Genomic DNA, 18558 nt, shown 5'->3' with positions numbered 1-18558 from the left:
CATACCTACAAGGTCTATCTAGACCTTGCAGGATAAATAAAGTTTTTACACCCTTACAAAAACGTAACCGCGTCTTGTTTTGCGATAGTGTTTTCCGTTCCAGAAGTAGTAGCGTTTTCCTTTTACAGTGACTACTTTATAGTTTCTTGGTGGGGTTTTTACAACAGTTACTGAAGCTGGTCGTGTAACTACTCTCGTGGCGCATGATGAAACACTCATCATACAAATTGCCGATAATAAAATAACAAAAGTTCTCATAGCATTAAGATTTTGGGTTTACTATAAGACTTCGGCCATTTAAAAAGGTTTAATCAAACAATGCCTTTAATTCTTTTGCTTCGTTGGGTTTAATCTTTCCCGCTAGCAAAAGGCTTAATTGTTTTCTGCGTAAAGCGGCATCAAAACGTTCCTTTTCAATTTTAGTTTCGGGAAGTACTTCAGGAACTTTTACTGGCTTTCCGGTGGAGTCCACAGCCACAAAGGTATAAATAGCTTCATTGGCTTTGGTGCGTTCTCCAGATTCTCGGTCTTCCATCCAAACATCAATATAAATTTCCATCGAAGTATTGAATGCGCGGGATACTTTTGCTTCAACGGTTACTACGCTTCCTAAGGGAACAGCACGGTTAAAAGCCACGTGATTTACAGAGGCCGTCACCACAATGCGTCTACTATGGCGTCGGGCAGCAATACTGGCAGCGCGATCCATACGGGCCAACAATTCACCACCAAATAGGTTGTTTAAGGGATTGGTTTCACTGGGTAAAACCATATCCGTCATTGTGGTTTTAGATTGTTCGGGAGTCTTTGCGTTCATCGTAACATTTTGATGGCGCAAAGTTACGCATTAAAGCAGTAAGGTGATTTGTAATTTTGTGTTAAACTAGTCCAGTTTTTTTACTAGCAACCAGGCATCGCGGTTATGGGTTCGCTTAATGTTTCTAAGCGCTTTTAAAGCGTCCAATCTGCCTTCGTAGCTGGCATAAACCACTTGGTGCAATCCGTATTTATTAGCACCAATTTTTCTGGCGCTAAAACCCTCCGATTTTAACTGGGTGACCTTTTTATCGCAGTTTTCCTCAACGCGAAATGCCCCCGCAACTATGTGATAGCTTCCGGTTTGTTTGGAAACATTTAAGGTAATGGCCGGTAGGGGGTTTAAACTAAACGTAGCTTCTTGAATTTTGCTTTCCAACTGTTGTGTAGCCTGTTCCTGAGCTAGTTGATTATGAGTTTCGATTTGATCCACATAATATTTTGAAGCACCAAAACCTCCAAGGGTCAACGCAATTAATGCCACTGCAGCGTATTTTAGATAGCCTCTATTTTTGCGTTTTTCAGGTGTGAAAACAATTGGCGTAGTTTCTTCAATAGCTTGTGCAGTTTCCTTATAAACCTCACGGGAAATTACCGAAGATTCAAAAGGAGACAGTCCAAACGCATCGGTCAAATAATTCAAATTATATGAAGGTTCAAAGACAATTTTACCTTCTGTATTGAAAATGATTTCACCTATATTATTAAACGTAATCGTTTCGCCTTGGGTCAAATATGATTTTAAGGCTTTTACACGCTTTTTAATTTTTTTGGTTGCAACTTCAAAAGGAATCTTTTCAACATCAGCAATATAGCGTGCCAACAACCCGTCATTTTTTTGAATTTGTTCGTTAAAGGAGATTACCTTTTTTGGTGGGTAAAAGGTGTGGTTTTCAGCATTAATTGTAGCCGATTGGCGTTCGGTTAAAAACGCCCCGAAGTTAGGTACCACAACACATTCGTATCGGTACAATAAATCGCTAATGTAGGTTTCCAGTTGCATGAAAACAAAGTTAAAAAAATATGGTTTTCATTAAATTTTTCACTTAACTATTTATTAACAATGCAAAATTGCTTTAATTGCGTTAGAAACGATTGACATGACGGAAAACGACCTACTTTATACCCTAGCTTTAAATCACGTACCAAATATTGGGGACATCACAGCAAAACGACTGATCGGACATTGTGGTTCGGCTGAAGCGGTTTTAAAAGAAAAGAAGCATAAACTTCTCAAAATTGATGGCATTGGTGAGCATGCGTTGCAAGGGCTTTTTGATAGCATTCATTTGTCTGAAGCCGAAAAAGAAATCAACTTCATCAATGAGCATCAAATTAAGGTGAGCTATTTTCAGGATACCGATTATCCCGAAAGGTTAAAGCATTGTATCGATGGACCTGTTTTATTGTTTCAAACAGGGAATATTAACCTAAATCAAAAGCACATTATTAGTATTGTTGGCACCCGACGCATTACCGTAAACGGCATTGCGTTTTGTGAAAAACTAGTAGAAGCCTTAAAACCATACAACCCTATTATTGTATCTGGTTTTGCTTTGGGTGCTGATATCACCGCACATAAAAATGCCATGAAGCATGATTTGCAGACTATTGCTTGTTTGGCACACGGTCTCAATGAAATCTATCCGAAAAGTCATAAAAAATATATGGTGGACATGGAAAGAAACGGCGGGTTTTTCTCTGATTTTTGGAGCACGGCCGTATTTGACCGGAAAAACTTTTTAAAACGAAACCGCATTATTGCTGGGGTAAGCGAGGCTACCATAGTTGTTGAATCTGCGGAAAAAGGGGGGAGTTTAGTAACTGCGGATATTGCCCATTCCTACAACCGGGATGTATTTGCAGTACCTGGACGAACTACCGACAAGCTTAGTACTGGGTGCAATAATTTGATTAAATTCCAAAAGGCGCATATGTTAACGACACCTTTGGATGTGCCTTATATCCTAAATTGGCAATTGGAGGATGAACAGCAACCCTCCATTCAAAAAAAGCTATTTGTGGAATTGGATGCTACTGAAAAAATTATTTATAATTACCTGAAGGATAACGAAAAACAGCAGTTGGATATCATCGCCTTAAATTGTAATATGCCCATTTTTAAAGTGTCCAGTACCTTATTGAATATGGAATTGAAAGGCGTAGTACGGCCTTTGCCGGGGAAGTTGTTTGAGTTGGTTTAATATCCAACCTTGGCTCTAACTCTCTCCAAAACGGAATCCGCCACTTTTTTAGCCTTTGTGGCGCCAATAGCCAGAGCTTTATCCACCTCTTCCAAGTTGTTCATGTAGTAATTGTAACGCTCCCGAGGTTCTGCAAATTTTTCAAGAATTAATTCGAAAAGTGCCTGCTTGGCATGTCCGTAGCCATAACCACCTTTTCCGTAATTGGCTTTCATTTCAGCGATTTGAGTATCATTCGCTAAGAGGCTATAAATAGCAAAACAGTTACAGGTTTTCCAGTCTTTTGGGTCTTCAAGTGGGGTGCTATCCGTTTGAATGGACATAATCTGTTTGCGCAATTTTTTGTCCGGTAGAAAAATATTGATGGTATTGTTACGGCTTTTACTCATTTTTTCACCATCTGTACCAGGAATCAACATAGTATTTTCCTGAATTTTACCTTCAGGCAACACAAAAGTTTCACCCATTTGAGCATGGAAGCGAGAAGCCACATCCCGAGTCATTTCAATATGCTGCAACTGATCTTTCCCCACTGGGATGATATTGGCATCGTACAATAAAATGTCCGCAGCCATCAACATGGGGTAGGTAAACAGACCAGAATTTACATCTTCCAATCGATCGGCTTTATCCTTAAAACTATGGGCCAGAGTCAATCGTTGATAAGGAAAAAAACAGCTTAAATACCACGACAATTCCGTCACTTGTGGCACATCGCTTTGTCGGTAAAACACGGTCTTATCAATATCCAACCCAAAGGCCAGCCATGTTGCGGCCGTTGAATAGGTATTTTCCCGTAAAACGGATGCATCCTTAATTTGCGTTAAGGTATGCAGGTTGGCAATAAACAAATAGGAATCGTTTTCGGGGTTTTCGGCCATTTTAATTGCGGGTAGAATAGCGCCCAAAATATTGCCCAAATGTGGTGTTCCTGTACTCTGTATGCCTGTAAGAATGCGTGCCATAACAATTACCTGCGGCAGCAGGTATCTTTTTAATTAATTTCAACCGAAGGGCAAAGGTAATCCATTTCATAAAAACCTCAATACTATTGCTTATTTTTGGCGGTGATGATTGTCTTCAAGTACATATTTTGGCTTTTATACCGTATTTGGTTTTACATTCTTGTGGCTTTACCAATTTTAATCCTTTTTCCGATTCTTTTAATTTCCATTTCTAAGGAATCTTGGTACCCTTTCTTTTTCAAGCTGGCTCGGGGATGGGCAAAATTCATTTTAATAGGTATGGGGTTTCGATGGAAAATTGAACGAGATCAAGTTCCGGAACCAGGCAAAAGTTACATGTTTATTGCCAACCATACCTCCATGGTAGATATTATGTTGATGCTAACTGCAGTAAAAAACCCGTTCGTATTCGTGGGCAAGAAGGAACTGGCAAAGATACCATTATTTGGGTTTTTCTATAAACGCACCTGTATTCTGGTGGATAGAAGTTCGCCTAAAAGTAGGCAAGCCGTTTTTTTAAGAGCTCAGAGACGGTTGCAACAAGGGTTGAGTATTTGCATTTTCCCAGAAGGTGGCGTTCCGGAAGAAGATGTCATTTTGGATGAATTTAAGGATGGTGCCTTTCGTTTGGCGATAAATCATCAAATACCAATTGTGCCTTTAACTTTTGCCGATAATAAAAAACGATTTTCATATACCTTTTTTAGCGGAGGTCCGGGAAAGATTCGGGCGAAGGTACATGAGTTTATAACTACAGAAGGGATGACAATTGATGACACGAGAGCACTTAATGATAAAATAAGGGATATAGTTTTAAATCAACTGCAAAATTATAACTCAAAGTAAATACAAAGCTCTAATTTGTACGCATATTCTTTATTTATTTACGGCAAAACCATAAAGGTAATTTTCTTAATAAATATGCAGGAAAAGTTTGTAAAATTGATTTTTTTTTTTTTTTAGTTTTGGTGTGTTCAATATGAATTTTAGGTTATCTAAGAAGTCCCCTAAGAAGAAGTATTGGACAAAATTGTTGCAACACAGCTAGCGCTAGTTTTTTTCTTGAGTAAATTATTTAGTATAAAAACTTCTTAGAATCGACTTCTTAATTTTTGGACTTCAAAAGTAGATTGTTTATTAACCATCCTTGGTTTTCAAGGATGAAATTCTAAAAATTATGAAAAAATTGAAATTGTTCCTATGTCTTTCAACAATCATTGTTTTAGTTGCATCTTGCGCCAAAAATGAGTCCGAGTTAAATGAAGACACCAAGAATTCGTTTGATTATGCAGAGATAGATACTCAACTTAAAAATTATTCGAATTCCATTAATGATTTGTTTCTTACTAAACAGACTATCAAAAGTACTTTCAATGAATCTTTTAAAGTAAAACAAAGTAATACTAATACTTTGAAGAGTTTTTCCAGTAAAACTACAGGGGGAATGGATGCACAACAAGTTTTTATAGAGTTGCCCGCTCAACTTGGTGAAGCAACGAATAGTATGTTGCTACAATATTATAATGATATGGTTAATGCCTATGATTACGAAATACCTGCTATTGTAAGTGAATATCAACATAAATTAGATACTAGTTTTTTAATGTCCGAAGACGAAAAACTAGAATTTCAAATTATATTAAATGCCTCGAAATATGCTATCGAAGCTTTGGAGCAAGCATACTTGGATAGTGAAATACAAAACACCAGTATAACTGGTAAAGGTGGTGGTTTTTGGGACTGCATGAAAAGAACTGCCGGGAAGAAAATAGGCCGAGGTATGGTATTTGGGGCCGTAACGGGTGCTATAGGAGGAGGAATTGTTGGTGCAGCTGGAGGCACTGTGGCTTTTCCAGGATTGGGTACTGCAACCGGAGCAGTTGGTGGAGCAGTTTTTGGTGGAGCCTCAGGCGCGATACGAGGAGCAGTTGGGGGTGCTATTTGGGCCGCCGCCGATTGTCTTACAGCTGTAAAATCCGTCGAGCTTGAATTTATAGTCTTTGAGGATTTGGATAAAGACACTCTGACATTTGACGCATCAATATTTGAATTACCAGAAGAACAGGCAATTGAATTACTGCTAAACGACTAAAAATGAAGCTAAGAAAATTTGTCCTTAAATATTATTATTATTTCAAGATATTTCTAATTACTTTATCTACGGTAATTATGTTTATTGCCTATTTTTTTAGTGATAAGCCTTGCTCTTTAGATACTGTAAGAGCTAACATTAGCAATCCAATGATGTATTTGTGCATTATTGTATCTTTTTTGATAGCACTATGGATCATTAATGGCATTTTCAACAAAAAAACATTAAAAGAAAAATAAAAAACTGCCCTGGGGAAGGGCAGTTTTTTCAGATATCGATTTTCGAGCTTAATTGAAAACCAATATCCAGATCTAACCAAAAACCTAAAATTTAATTCCGAAGCCTGTGTACACCCCAATAAAAAAGGGCTGAAAGTCGCCGGATGTATTTTTAAACGTATTAATTTGATATTTGAACATCGGCTCTAAATTCAAATTAATCCTTTTAGAAACTTTATAATTCAAGCCCAATCCAAAATTGGCACTATAACTGGTTTTATTGATATTATTTGCTTCACCCAAACGCGTACTTTGCCCTTCAATTTCAGAAAACAGGTCGTTGTTGTTCAAAAAGAGGGAACTGAATCCGCCGATAACATTCAAGCCAAATCGCTTACTAGTTAGTGCATACTGAATTTCCAAAGGAATTTCAATATAACCCAAGGACTGATTAATTGTGGTATTTGCCGTATCTAACAGGGCTGGGCTATTACTGGCGTTGAAATTGTCTGCACTTACAATGGTAAAATTGTCGGCATCCACAGCAGGAGTGTCATTCACATCACCAAAGGACGTGCTATTTACGGTTTCAATATTGCTGGTTCTCGTGGAAGCACTGGCATTTAAAGACCTAAAGACCAAAACGTCATTGGTATTGTACCCCAAATTAACGCGATTCACACCAGAACGTATGGTAACCTTGTCACTGAGGGCATAGCTGGCATTAATACCATAACTCATATTTACCTCACCACTTTTAGAGTTATTATTAAATTGCGGATCAATAGACGATCCTTTTCCTAAACTGCTGAAGTAAACGGGCGCTACATTAGGGGCAACGCTCCATTTATTTAGTTTTTTAATTTCCTCATCCTCAAGCAGGGATTGGTTTTCTTCAATAGCCTCTTCAATGGTTTTGGTTTCCTTTTGGGTAGTGTTTTCAGCTATGGCCTGAGTTTCTTCACCAACCAATTCTTTATTTAAGATGGGCGCTTCCTTTTCAAGATTTTGTTCGTCAGGCTTATTTTTAATAGTATTTTCAGCTATCTGTTGGGCGCCATTATCAACAGTATTAGTTTTAGGCGATATTTTATTTTGAATACTTGTCTCGGTTTTAGCCGTACTATTTTCATTGTTTTCGGCCAAAGTTTCATTGTTGTTCTTTTGAGCTAAAGTTTCATCGATAATGGGATTTTCCTTTGAAATCGACTCACTTTTCGTTGGAACTTTTTTCTGCTCTTTATTTGAACTAGCTAAAGCAGGCGATGACTGGTTCAATTTCAAGATTTCTTCTGAATTTTTTATGCCGCTGTCACTTTTAGTCTCATCAACTGCATTTTGATGCTCATCGACATCGGAAATCACCGAATTGCCCAGATTGTCTTCCGCAATTTTATTTTGAGGTGTTTTAATATCCCCAGTGGTGCTATCAGAATTAGTATCCGTTTGTTCGGTACCCACAATTTGAGGCGTTTTGGCCGTTTCGTTATCATTAAAATAAGCGATACCTCCTATAGTTAGAAATAACAATAAAAGAGCGGCCACACCAGCATAGCGCCACCAAATAGGGATTACCCTACGCTTTTTCTTCTTAGCCTTCAGCTTTGCTTCTATGTTGCTCCAGACCGCATTATCGGGCGTAACTTCAAAATCCTTGAAGCGTTCCTGGAACAATCTGTCAATATGTTTCTTGTCTCCCATTATAAGGACTGTAGGTTTTGCTTTGCGTTTTGGTCTTCTATGGTTTGCTTCAAAATCTGTCTTGCTCTGGCTAAATTTGATTTTGAAGTGCCTATAGTAATCTTTAGCATTTCTGCTATATCTTTATGTGAATACCCATCCAGTACATAAAGGTTGAACACCAGCCTGTAACGGTCGGGTAAATCCTGAATGATTTGTAATAAATAATCTAAAGAAACCTGTTCCTCATCAATATCTATTTCAACATCTTCAGCTATGTTTTCATTTACGATGTCAAAGACTTTTTCGTTTCTGTACCGTTGTAACACTGTATTTACTGTGATACGTTTCAGCCATCCTTCAAAAGAGCCCTTGTGTTTATACTGTTCAATTTTATCAAAAATGGTTAAAAAAGCATCCTGCAAATTGTCTTCGGCCTCTACATAGTTGCGCGAATACTTTAAGCAGGTAGAAAACAGTTTGCTTGAAAAGCGTTTGTACAATTCTCCTTGTGCTTTAGTATCATTGATTTTACAATTTTCTATGAGTTGGTTTAAACTCAAGTGATACAGGGATTAATTAACACTTAAACCTTTTAACTAATGAACCCTAAAATTAATACCAAAACATCAAATTTTAAAGTATCATTTTAAAATCCATTAGGCATTAATCTTCAACGGGTACTTCAACGATTAAGTATTGGTCTACTTCATTTTCGTCTTCGCCCTGCCAAAACTTGAATATATACGAACCATTACTGGTAACTTTAAAATTAAACGAGGCTTCTACCACTTCATCAGTTAATTCCTCACAATCATTCCTTTCAAAACAATAATTGATTACGGCTACGGTGCGTTCATTGTTCTCTTTCAAATAATAAAAATCCCTAAACTGATGACAAGTTGAAGGTCTTAAATAACTCACTGTAATTGGGTAAATAGCACCTAACTCAAAACTATCAGGGATGTCAACGCTTTCGATAGGTAATACTTCAAAGTTGAAGTTCAAATTTCCATCATCATCTGCTAAATCACAACTACTTAAAAACACTAGCAAAAAGCCAAGTATTAAAAACTTTTTCATAATGCACAATTTGGGTTTACTTTCTCTTTTCTTTAGTAGATGCGTTTTTCCCCCAATGGTTGCGTGTTTAAGCAAAAAAAATCCCGATAGATTCGGGATTTTTTAGGTTATTCGGTTTTTAAGGATTGCATTATTTTTTCTTCCAGTTCCTCCAGAAGTTCTGGGTTGTCCTTTATAATTGACTTTACGGCGTCTCGACCTTGACCGAGTTTGGTGTCTGCATAGCTAAACCATGAGCCACTTTTTTTGATGATATCATGCTCCACGGCAATATCCAATACTTCGCCCACTTTTGAAACGCCTTCACCGTACATAATGTCGAATTCGCACATTTTGAATGGCGGTGCAACTTTGTTTTTAACCACTTTTACACGGGTTTTGTTACCTAGTACCCCACCACTGCTATCTTTAATTTGAGTGGAACGTCTGATATCCAATCGTACGGAAGCATAGAACTTGAGGGCGTTACCACCGGTAGTAGTTTCTGGATTGCCAAACATTACTCCGATTTTTTCACGCAATTGGTTGATGAAAATTACAGTACAGTTCGTCTTACTGATGGAGGCTGTCAATTTTCTTAAGGCCTGTGACATCAAACGGGCATGCAGTCCCATTTTGGAGTCGCCCATTTCGCCTTCAATTTCACTTTTTGGTGTAAGAGCCGCTACAGAATCCACTACTACAATATCTATAGCGCCGGAGCGGATTAAATTATCTGCAATTTCAAGGGCTTGCTCCCCATTGTCAGGTTGCGAAATGATGAGGTTGTCAATATCCACACCCAGTTTTTCGGCATAAAATCTGTCAAATGCGTGCTCTGCATCAATAAATGCAGCAATACCTCCGGCTTTCTGAGCCTCGGCAATGGCATGCAACGTTAAAGTAGTTTTACCTGAAGATTCCGGGCCATAAATTTCTATCACACGGCCGCGCGGATAACCGCCAACACCCAATGCAATATCAAGCCCCAGGGATCCCGATGAAATGGCATCGACATCCTCAACCGCGGCATCGCTCATTTTCATCACGGTGCCTTTCCCGTAGGCCTTGTCTAGTTTATCTAAAGTTAGTTTTAATGCTTTTAATTTTGCTTCTTTTTCGTTACTCATCTCTCGTTTTCTGTAAAATTATTCACGCTAAAATACTATATCTTTTGAGATGCCACAATAATAGTTTTCAACAGGGATTCTAGGCACAAATCAGCTCAATTTTTTGAGGCTTGGCACGATATTTTAATGCCAGACGCAACCTTTTTAAATTTTCAGCATCTACTTATAAAGTGGGTAAAATTTTTGCTGTGAAAAAGAAAAAACCTGAATCCCACATCAACATACATAGGCATTTGGTGTTTCAATTATTATAATTGCTATGAGAATTGTGAAGCCCTTTGCGGTTAACTTTTTTAATTCTTCTGTTGAAAGGCAGGAATTTTGAAATTCAGTTAGTCAAGAAAAGCACTTTAATCCCAATAAAAGTGCTTTTTTTATGCCTTATATTTTACGGATGGTTTAATGCTAGTTTTTTGAACGGACTTTGGCGGATAAGTGCGCTAGGGATTGCAGAGGAAAGCCCACAGCGCCCCTTAAAGGGCGCGAGGACTTGTAACGAAAAGCCCGACCCTTGTGGTAGCGCCCAAATTATTGATAAATAGGGGTTTTAATTACTTATAAATTGTAAATTTGCGCATCAAAATATTTTCTTTAACTTAAACTTGGTATAGCATGCAACTGTACAATACTTTAAGTGCGAAAGAAAGAGCAGCGCTAATCGAAAAGGCCGGAAAGGACCGATTGACGTTATCGTTCTATCAATACGCGCACATTTCAAATCCGCAGGAATTTAGGGATCAATTATTTATCGCTTGGAACAAACTGGATGTTCTTGGCCGAATATACGTAGCCTCTGAGGGCATCAATGGGCAACTGTCGCTTCCGGCAGATCGTTTTGACGCGTTTAAAGCACATTTGGATACCATTGATTTTTTGAAGGATATCCGTCTGAATATTGCCGTGGAGCAGGATAATATGTCTTTTTTAAAATTGAAGGTGAAGGTGCGCCATAAAATTGTTGCGGATGGTTTAAATGATAACACCTTTGATGTTACTGACAAAGGGATCCATGTGGATGCGGATAGGTTCAACAAATTGATTGAGGACGAAAACACCGTCCTCGTGGATATGCGCAACCATTACGAGAGCGAAATAGGCCATTTTAAAAATGCCGTTACGCCGGATGTGGATACCTTTCGGGAATCCTTGGATATTATTGAGGATGATTTAAAAGAACATAAAACCGATAAAAACCTGGTAATGTACTGCACTGGAGGTATTCGATGCGAAAAGGCCAGTGCCTACTTTAAGCACAAAGGTTTTAAAAATGTATTCCAGTTGGAAGGGGGGATTATAGAGTATACCCGCCAGATAAAAGAACAAAACCTCGAAAATAAATTCATTGGAAAAAATTTCGTTTTTGATGAACGCCGAGCCGAAAAAATAAGTGATGACGTGATAGCGCAGTGCCACCAATGCGGTGAGCCATTCGATATACACACCAATTGCGCCAATGATGCCTGCCACCTGCTGTTTATCCAGTGCGATAAATGTAAGGAAGAAATGGATAATTGTTGTTCGGAGGCCTGCAAGGAAATCAATGCCTTACCTTATGAAGAGCAAAAAGCACTACGAAAAGGCCAAGGCAATAGCAACGATATCTTTAAAAAAGGGAGAGCCGATCATTTGCCATACAAAAAAGACTTAAGGAATATTTTTGAGGTTTTGAAGAAAAAGGAAGTTCCTAAAAGTTAAAATCGCTTGGCATCCATATTTTTTAAGTCTTCGGAATAATCATATATTTACACATTAAAAGAATTTTTTGAAACTTGTATTCAAAAATCCTTTAAACTGTCGTTCACAGGGATGGCGGTAAACAAAATCAGGTATGAACTTCCATTCGCAATAATTTTAGATTATTGGCGAATTCAATATATAAAATATGGCTTGCGCTAGTTGCTCGACGAAAGACGGCACTCCGAAAGGTTGCAAAAATAATGGTACTTGTGGAACGGACAGTTGTAATAAACTCACCGTATTCGATTGGTTGGCCAACATGTCCCTTCCTAATGGCGAAACCCCTTTTGACTGGGTTGAGGTGCGTTATAAAAACGGACGGAAAAACTACTACAAAAATACTGAGAATCTTACTTTAAGCATTGGCGATATTGTGGCAACACAAACCAAGGCCGGACATGATATAGGCATGGTTACCCTTACGGGGGAATTGGTGCGTGTGCAGATGAAACGCAAAAATATTGCACCTGAAGGCGAAGATATTTTGAAAATTTATCGAAAGGCCACGCAAAAGGATATCGATATTTGGCAAAAGGCTCGCGATAGGGAAGAACCTATGAAGGTGAAAGCGCGCCAGTTTGCTATCGATTTGCGGTTGCAAATGAAAATTTCCGATATCGAATTCCAAGGGGATGCGAGTAAAGCTACATTTTATTATACTGCTGAAGAACGTGTTGATTTTAGGGAACTCATCAAAGTTTTTGCACGCGAATTTAGAACCCGTATCGAAATGCGTCAAGTGGGCTTTCGTCAAGAAGCTTCGCGTTTGGGAGGCATTGGTTCCTGTGGGCGGGAACTGTGCTGTTCTACCTGGTTGACAGATTTCCGTTCGGTAAGTACTTCCGCTGCGCGTTATCAACAATTGTCCTTAAATCCACAAAAATTGGCGGGACAATGCGGTAAGCTGAAGTGCTGTTTAAATTATGAACTGGATACTTATTTGGATGCCCTAAAGGATTTTCCAAAAACCGAAATCAAACTTCAAACGGAAAAAGGTACCGCGGTATGCCAAAAAACTGATATTTTCAAAGGACATATGTGGTATGCCTATGAAGGCGAATGGATGAATTGGCACAAAATTACTGCTGAGCAGGCCAATGAAATTATCGATTTGAATAAGCAAAACAAACCGGTAACAAGTCTTGAGGAATATGCTTTAGATTTGGACGAAGATACTAAAGCTACCTTTGAAAACGTTGTGGGACAAGATAGTTTAACGCGCTTTGATAGTCCAAAACGCCGCAACAAACGTAGAAATAATAGGAGGAAGGGCAAGCAAGGGAATAAAAATGCTTCTGGAAATCAGAATCAAAACCAACAGAAGCAGAACAACAAAAGAAGACGCAATAATAAAAGAAAACCTCAAAATGCTAAGAATAGCCAAAAATAGTCTCTTGGTATTTTTATTGGTGTTCTGTGTCGTCTCCTGCGATGAAAACCGTGTGTTTGATGCCTATAACTCTGTACCCAACGGATGGCACAAGGATTCGATAGTAAATTTTAAAATTAACCCACCAGATACAATAAACCCATACAACTTATTCGTTAACCTTAGAAATACCAATGCTTATAAGTACAACAATCTGTTTTTAATCGTTGAGATGACCTTTCCCCATGGAAAAACCATCAAGGATACCCTAGAGTATCGTATGGCAGAACCGTCAGGAAAATTTTTGGGAACAGGAACTACCGATACAAAAGAAAACAAATTGTGGTACAAGGAAAATGTGGTGTTTAATGAAGCAGGCGAATACAGCGTAAACATCCAGCACGCCATGCGAGAGCACGGTAGGGTCAACGGAATTGTAAACCTTGAAGGCATAACGGATGTTGGTTTTCGGATAGAAAAACCAACCCGGAATCGCTAACTTTAAGTACTTATAACTTTAAATACTTTAGGCACTTTCAATATGGCAAAAACTAAATTAAAAAAGGAATCCGCTACCCCATCGGGTTTTTCAAAATACATTCGATGGTTTTGGATAGTATTTCTGGGAGGTGTTCTTCTGGTGATACTATTATTTTTATTGGCCTCGTGGGGAGCCTTTGGTGAAATGCCCGACCATACCGTTTTAGAAAACCCAAAAACTAACTTGGCCACAGAAATTATATCTTCAGATGGTAAAACCTTAGGGAAATTCTATTTTAACGATAACCGTACCCCGGTTGGTTATGAAGAGTTGCCCCAGAATTTGGTGGATGCCTTGATAGCTACAGAGGATGCCAGGTTTCATGAACATGCAGGTATTGATGCCAGAGGAACTTTAAGAGCTGCAGTTTTTATGGGTAAAAAAGGTGGTGCTAGTACCATTTCACAGCAATTGGCAAAGCAATTATTCCATAGAAGGGAGAAGGCCAACATTGTTGAGAAGTTATCTCAAAAACTTAGGGAATGGATTATCGCTACGCGACTGGAACGCCAGTATACCAAAGAAGAAATCATTGCCCAATATTTTAATATCTATGATTTCGGAAACAACGCAGATGGCATAAGAAGTGCAGCCGCGATTTATTTTGACAAAGAACCAAAAGAACTGGATTTAAAGGAATGCGCTATGTTGGTAGGGATGTTTAAGAATTCTTCCTTATACAACCCACGCCGTAATCCTGTTGGGGTGAAAAATCGACGGAATGTTGTATTGGCTCAAATGTATAAATACGAATACATCGATGATAAGCTCAAGGATTCATTGCAAGCCACGGAGCTGGATATTAAATACACGCCACAATCCCACCGTGATGGCATCGCTACTTACTTTAGAGGCTATTTGTCTGGCTTTATGAAAGACTGGATTAAAAAGAATCCAAAACCTGATGGTAGCAAATGGAGTTTATATAATGACGGTTTAACGATTTATACCACCATCGATTCCCGAATGCAACAATATGCTGAGGACGCCGTACAACAACATATGCCAAGACTTCAAGCTGAGTTTTTTAATCAGAATACGCCAAAGCGAAATCCTACAGCGCCATTTCTGGAATTGACGCGAGGTGCGATTGATACCCTAATGGAGAATTCCATGCGCCAATCGGAACGTTGGAGACATATGAAATATGACCTGAAAAAATCTAATAAGGAAATTATCGCCTCCTTTGATAAACCTGTTCCGATGTCGGTTTTTGTTTGGAAAGATGGTAAACCTTCCGAAATTGATACTATCATGAAACCCATGGATTCTATGCGCTATTACAAGTCATTCTTACGAACAGGAATGATGTCCATGGATCCGCATACTGGACATGTAAAAGCCTGGGTAGGTGGTATGGACTATAGGCATTTTCAATATGATATGGTGAAGCAGGGTAAACGTCAAATAGGCTCCACCTTTAAACCCTTTGTATACACCACTGCTATTGACCAGTTGCACTTTTCGCCTTGTGATGAATTCCCCGACACGCCTTTCTGTATTGAGGCAAATAAATTCGGAAATCCAGAAGAATGGTGTCCGAAAAATGCGACCAACAATTACGGAGGTAATCGAACATTAAAAAATGCCTTGGCAAACTCTATAAATACGGTAACAGCGCGTTTAATTGACAAAGTAGGCCCGCAAACTGTTGTGGATTTAGCTAAGAATTTGGGCATTGAATCGGATATGTTGCCTACGCCTGCTATTGCATTGGGAACTCCCGATTTAAGCGTCTATGAAATGGTTGGAGCCTATGCAACTTTTGCTAACAAAGGCGTATACACCAAGCCTGTCATGGTAACAAGTATTGAGGACAAAAATGGAACATTATTGTACCAGTTTACTCCTGAAACCCGGGATGTATTGAGTGAGGAAACTGCTTATGTGGCAACTAAATTGATGGAGGGGGTAACTCAATATGGCTCTGGAGGTAGTTTGCGCCATAGCTATAAAAAGAACAAAGCTGAATACAAAAAAGTGGTAACGGGTTATCCTTATGAATTCACTAATCCCATTGCTGGAAAAACGGGTACCACACAAAACCAAAGTGATGGTTGGTTTATGGGAATGGTCCCTAATTTGGTTACTGGCGTTTGGGTAGGCGGTGATGATAGAGCAGTACATTTTAGAAGCATTACGTATGGACAAGGTGGTGTAATGGCATTACCTATTTGGGCGCTCTATATGAAAAGTTGTTATGCCGATGAGACCTTAAATGTATCCAAAGAAGAATTTGAAGAACCCAAAGATTTATCGATCATAGTGGATTGTTCCAAGGCTACTGGTAAAACAGTAATTGATGACGATGATGCCCAGGAAGACGAACTTCCAGACGACTTGGCGTTTTAAATACCTTCTGCAAATTCAATAAAAAATTGAATCGACTCCGGGTTCCGCATGGCATCCATATTGATGGAGGTTTCCAAAGGCATTTTCAGAAGAATTTTTTTAATCGGGGCTTCCATTTTTTTGCCACTTAAGGTATATGGGATATCAGCTACCTCAATAATTTCATCGGGTACGTGCCTAGGGGAATAATCCGTTTTTAGTTGCTGATTGATGTTGGATTTGATATCGTCGTTTAATTCAATGCCCGGTTTTAGTTTTACAAACAAGGGCATATAATGTTTGCCTTCTTCCAATTCTAAATTGATAATTAAGGAATCGGCAATACCTTCTATTTTATTGACGGCACTGTAAATTTCACTAGTGCCAATTCTAATCCCATGTCGGTTTAATGTAGCATCAGAACGACCATAAATCACCAAGCCTTTCGTTTTCGAATTGATTTTTATAAAATCACCATGACGCCATTTGCCAGGATAATCTTCAAAATAACTTGATTTATACCTGGCATCGTCCGTGTCGTTCCAAAAGTAAATCGGCATTGAGGGCATGGGTTTATCAATCACCATTTCGCCTAAACCATCCTCAATGGGCTCACCTTTATGATCCAAAGCATACAGAGAAACGCCTAAAGCGCGACATTGAATCTCACCTTTATAAACCCCGTTAAAGGGCGTGCCACCCACAAAAGCAGTACATACATCAGTACCACCGGCCATCGAGCATAGCCACACATCTTTCTTTATAAAATCGTAAACATACTGAAAGGCTTCGGCAGGCAAAGGTGCGCCAGTCGAGCTTATTGAGCGGATGGAGGATAAATCATGATTGGATTTGATGTCCATTTGCTTTTTCATATTGGCTACCAAAAACGGTGCGCTCGTTCCAAAATGGTGAATGCCAATTTGGTCGGAAAATCTCCAAAGGGAGTCAAAGTTTGGATATGTTGGCGAGCCATCGTAAAGTACAATAGAAGCACCCATAAGTAGAGGCGATTGCAAAAAGTTCCACATCATCCACCCCGTGGTGGTGAACCAGAAATATCGCTCGTCTTCTTTCACATCATTATGAAAGGCCATGTATTTCAAATGCTCCAATAAAATCCCACCATGCGATTGCACAATGGCTTTTGGCAATCCGGTAGTTCCTGAAGAGTATAATACCCAAATGGGATGATTGAAATCTACCGGTACGAATTCTAATGTACCTCCATCTATTTCAAAAATAGAATGGATATCCACGAATTCATCCGAAAAATTTTCCAAAGCACTTGCGTTGAGGTAGGGTAGAATAATCACCTTTTCCAAAGTAGGGAGCGCCGAAGCAATATCTTTAACAGTATTGGTTTTATCATAGGGTTTTCCATTGTAAAAATACCCATCAACGGCAATTAGAACTTTGGGCTGAATCTGTTCAAAACGATTGACCACGCTTTCAGTTCCAAAATCAGGAGAGGTACAAGACCAAATGGCCCCAAGAGCATTAACCGCCAAAAAAACGATAGTAGCTTCTGGAACATTTGGAATAAATGCCACTACACGGTCATCTTTTTTAACCCCAAGGGATTTTAAATAGGATATCATAGAAGCCACTTTGGTTTCCAATGTCGCCCAAGTAATTTCCTCACGTCGTCCAGCTTCATTGCTAAAATAAATGGCTGTTTTTTCAGGATGGGAATGCCTAAAAATATGTTCCGCATAATTTAAAGTAGCTCCTTCAAACCATTTGCAGCCGGGCATGTCGTTGGAGGGTAGTACGTTGGAATAAGGTGAATGATATTTAATATCGAAATAATGCCAAAGGCTTTCCCAAAAATCTTCGATATTGGCCACGGACCATTGCCAAAGGCTGTGATAGTCCTCGAAAGTCAGCTCGTAGTTTTTTTTCAGCCAATTGCAATAATGACTTAAATGGCTGTTTTGTTTAAACTGCTGGGAACCTTCCCAAAGTTTTTTTGCGTTCATATAAGGATAGCTTTCTTTCTCAAAGATAAAGATTATATAGGAAGCCAAAATGACAAACTATATCATTTTCTTTTTTACAAAAGTGACGTGATTGAGGTAAAATGTTAAAAAATTTTACACTTCATCGATTTATTATGTTTTTAAACGGATATTTTGAAAAAAAAGTAGATATTAGCAATCCCAAATCAACCGAATTGAAAATAGATTTCCCCCAAATCTATCATAATCTTAAAAATTTTTAGATATGGCAACAAATCTACCTGAACAACCTACGAAACGAGAGAGCAAGTTTAAAGAAACCTTGCAGGAAAACCTGAAGTTTATGAAAGGCTTGCTTTATCTCACCAAAAAAGTGTTTATGTTATAAAATTTGATTTTGTAAGATGAATAGTTTTTGAGATAATCCCGAATTTTTCGGGATTTTTTTTGGA

At 38.7% G+C, this 18558-nt stretch carries 17 protein-coding genes; 8 read left to right on the top strand and 9 right to left on the bottom strand.

Going from position 1 to position 18558, the window contains the following annotated elements; genetic code table 11:
- Positions 1–45: 45 nt before the first annotated feature.
- The 3 genes from H7U19_RS08535 to H7U19_RS08525 all read right to left on the bottom strand — a co-directional run bounded on the left by H7U19_RS08535 (position 46) and on the right by H7U19_RS08525 (position 1819).
- The gene (locus H7U19_RS08535) at positions 46–258 is read right to left on the bottom strand and encodes a DUF6515 family protein (protein WP_186561558.1); all 213 of its coding nucleotides are present in this window, start codon (positions 256–258) and stop codon (positions 46–48) included.
- 49 nt (positions 259–307) lie between these two features.
- The gene (locus H7U19_RS08530; RefSeq protein WP_186561330.1) at positions 308–817 is read right to left on the bottom strand and encodes an acyl-CoA thioesterase; all 510 of its coding nucleotides are present in this window, start codon (positions 815–817) and stop codon (positions 308–310) included.
- Positions 818–883: 66 nt separating this feature from the next.
- Positions 884–1819: an HU domain-containing protein gene (locus tag H7U19_RS08525; RefSeq protein ID WP_186561328.1), complete on the bottom strand. Its 936-nt coding sequence runs from the start codon at positions 1817–1819 to the stop codon at positions 884–886.
- 97 nt (positions 1820–1916) lie between these two features.
- On the opposite strand from H7U19_RS08525, the gene dprA reads away from it, so the two are divergent.
- Complete coding sequence (gene dprA / locus H7U19_RS08520) at positions 1917–3020, top strand: DNA-processing protein DprA (protein ID WP_186561326.1); 1104 nt, start codon at positions 1917–1919, stop codon at positions 3018–3020.
- Here dprA and trpS read toward each other — a convergent pair.
- Positions 3017–3985, bottom strand: coding sequence for a tryptophan--tRNA ligase (trpS, locus tag H7U19_RS08515; RefSeq protein WP_186561317.1), 969 nt, complete (start codon positions 3983–3985; stop codon positions 3017–3019). The two genes, dprA and trpS, sit on opposite strands and share 4 nt — an antisense overlap.
- Positions 3986–4090: 105 nt before the next feature.
- On the opposite strand from trpS, the gene H7U19_RS08510 reads away from it, so the two are divergent.
- Positions 4091–4831: a lysophospholipid acyltransferase family protein gene (locus tag H7U19_RS08510; protein ID WP_186561315.1), complete on the top strand. Its 741-nt coding sequence runs from the start codon at positions 4091–4093 to the stop codon at positions 4829–4831.
- 331 nt (positions 4832–5162) lie between these two features.
- Entirely contained in the window at positions 5163–6077 is a 915-nt protein-coding gene (locus tag H7U19_RS08505; protein ID WP_186561313.1) for a hypothetical protein, read from the top strand.
- A gap of 323 nt (positions 6078–6400) precedes the next feature.
- Here the strand turns inward: H7U19_RS08505 and H7U19_RS08500 are convergent, their stop codons facing one another.
- From H7U19_RS08500 to recA, 4 genes are all read right to left on the bottom strand, one after another.
- Entirely contained in the window at positions 6401–7996 is a 1596-nt protein-coding gene (locus H7U19_RS08500) for a hypothetical protein (protein ID WP_186561311.1), read from the bottom strand.
- Positions 7996–8538 carry an RNA polymerase sigma factor gene (locus tag H7U19_RS08495; protein ID WP_186561309.1) on the bottom strand — a complete coding sequence of 181 codons (543 nt, stop codon included), beginning with the start codon at positions 8536–8538 and terminating at the stop codon, positions 7996–7998. The genes H7U19_RS08500 and H7U19_RS08495 overlap by 1 nt, the downstream gene beginning before the upstream one ends.
- Positions 8539–8641: 103 nt before the next feature.
- Positions 8642–9058, bottom strand: a complete 417-nt coding sequence (locus H7U19_RS08490) for a hypothetical protein (RefSeq protein WP_186561307.1) — start codon at positions 9056–9058, stop codon at positions 8642–8644.
- A gap of 107 nt (positions 9059–9165) precedes the next feature.
- A complete protein-coding gene (gene recA, locus H7U19_RS08485; RefSeq protein ID WP_186561305.1) occupies positions 9166–10167 on the bottom strand; it encodes a recombinase RecA in 1002 nt (333 codons plus the stop codon).
- Between the two features lie 612 nt (positions 10168–10779).
- Between recA and trhO the strand changes: the two genes are divergently transcribed.
- The 4 genes from trhO (at position 10780) to H7U19_RS08465 (ending at position 16166) form a co-directional block, all read left to right on the top strand.
- Positions 10780–11862 carry an oxygen-dependent tRNA uridine(34) hydroxylase TrhO gene (gene trhO, locus H7U19_RS08480; RefSeq protein ID WP_186561303.1) on the top strand — a complete coding sequence of 361 codons (1083 nt, stop codon included), beginning with the start codon at positions 10780–10782 and terminating at the stop codon, positions 11860–11862.
- A gap of 187 nt (positions 11863–12049) precedes the next feature.
- Positions 12050–13294 carry a PSP1 domain-containing protein gene (locus H7U19_RS08475; RefSeq protein WP_186561301.1) on the top strand — a complete coding sequence of 415 codons (1245 nt, stop codon included), beginning with the start codon at positions 12050–12052 and terminating at the stop codon, positions 13292–13294.
- Positions 13272–13772: a gliding motility lipoprotein GldH gene (locus tag H7U19_RS08470; protein ID WP_186561299.1), complete on the top strand. Its 501-nt coding sequence runs from the start codon at positions 13272–13274 to the stop codon at positions 13770–13772. The genes H7U19_RS08475 and H7U19_RS08470 overlap by 23 nt, the downstream gene beginning before the upstream one ends.
- Positions 13773–13814: 42 nt before the next feature.
- Positions 13815–16166: a penicillin-binding protein 1A gene (locus H7U19_RS08465; protein WP_186561297.1), complete on the top strand. Its 2352-nt coding sequence runs from the start codon at positions 13815–13817 to the stop codon at positions 16164–16166.
- Here H7U19_RS08465 and H7U19_RS08460 read toward each other — a convergent pair.
- Complete coding sequence (locus tag H7U19_RS08460) at positions 16163–18127, bottom strand: acetoacetate--CoA ligase (protein WP_186561295.1); 1965 nt, start codon at positions 18125–18127, stop codon at positions 16163–16165. The two genes, H7U19_RS08465 and H7U19_RS08460, sit on opposite strands and share 4 nt — an antisense overlap.
- Before the next feature lie 244 nt (positions 18128–18371).
- Between H7U19_RS08460 and H7U19_RS16980 the strand changes: the two genes are divergently transcribed.
- A complete protein-coding gene (locus H7U19_RS16980) occupies positions 18372–18494 on the top strand; it encodes a hypothetical protein (RefSeq protein ID WP_281386160.1) in 123 nt (40 codons plus the stop codon).
- Positions 18495–18558: the final 64 nt, after the last annotated feature.

Origin of the sequence: Hyunsoonleella aquatilis, from assembly GCF_014270105.1 — a bacterium.
GTDB lineage: Bacteria > Bacteroidota > Bacteroidia > Flavobacteriales > Flavobacteriaceae > Jejuia > Jejuia aquatilis.
Note: the sequence above shows the minus strand (reverse complement) of the source record. Positions and strands in the feature narration are given on the sequence as shown.

Coding starts and splice junctions, on each gene's coding strand:
- H7U19_RS08535 (WP_186561558.1), bottom strand. CDS start 258: ATGAGAACTTTTGTTATTTTATTATCGGCAATTTGTATGATGAGTGTT.
- H7U19_RS08530 (WP_186561330.1), bottom strand. CDS start 817: ATGAACGCAAAGACTCCCGAACAATCTAAAACCACAATGACGGATATG.
- H7U19_RS08525 (WP_186561328.1), bottom strand. CDS start 1,819: ATGCAACTGGAAACCTACATTAGCGATTTATTGTACCGATACGAATGT.
- dprA (WP_186561326.1), top strand. CDS start 1,917: ATGACGGAAAACGACCTACTTTATACCCTAGCTTTAAATCACGTACCA.
- trpS (WP_186561317.1), bottom strand. CDS start 3,985: ATGGCACGCATTCTTACAGGCATACAGAGTACAGGAACACCACATTTG.
- H7U19_RS08510 (WP_186561315.1), top strand. CDS start 4,091: ATGATTGTCTTCAAGTACATATTTTGGCTTTTATACCGTATTTGGTTT.
- H7U19_RS08505 (WP_186561313.1), top strand. CDS start 5,163: ATGAAAAAATTGAAATTGTTCCTATGTCTTTCAACAATCATTGTTTTA.
- H7U19_RS08500 (WP_186561311.1), bottom strand. CDS start 7,996: ATGGGAGACAAGAAACATATTGACAGATTGTTCCAGGAACGCTTCAAG.
- H7U19_RS08490 (WP_186561307.1), bottom strand. CDS start 9,058: ATGAAAAAGTTTTTAATACTTGGCTTTTTGCTAGTGTTTTTAAGTAGT.
- recA (WP_186561305.1), bottom strand. CDS start 10,167: ATGAGTAACGAAAAAGAAGCAAAATTAAAAGCATTAAAACTAACTTTA.
- trhO (WP_186561303.1), top strand. CDS start 10,780: ATGCAACTGTACAATACTTTAAGTGCGAAAGAAAGAGCAGCGCTAATC.
- H7U19_RS08475 (WP_186561301.1), top strand. CDS start 12,050: ATGGCTTGCGCTAGTTGCTCGACGAAAGACGGCACTCCGAAAGGTTGC.
- H7U19_RS08470 (WP_186561299.1), top strand. CDS start 13,272: ATGCTAAGAATAGCCAAAAATAGTCTCTTGGTATTTTTATTGGTGTTC.
- H7U19_RS08465 (WP_186561297.1), top strand. CDS start 13,815: ATGGCAAAAACTAAATTAAAAAAGGAATCCGCTACCCCATCGGGTTTT.
- H7U19_RS08460 (WP_186561295.1), bottom strand. CDS start 18,127: ATGAACGCAAAAAAACTTTGGGAAGGTTCCCAGCAGTTTAAACAAAAC.
- H7U19_RS16980 (WP_281386160.1), top strand. CDS start 18,372: ATGGCAACAAATCTACCTGAACAACCTACGAAACGAGAGAGCAAGTTT.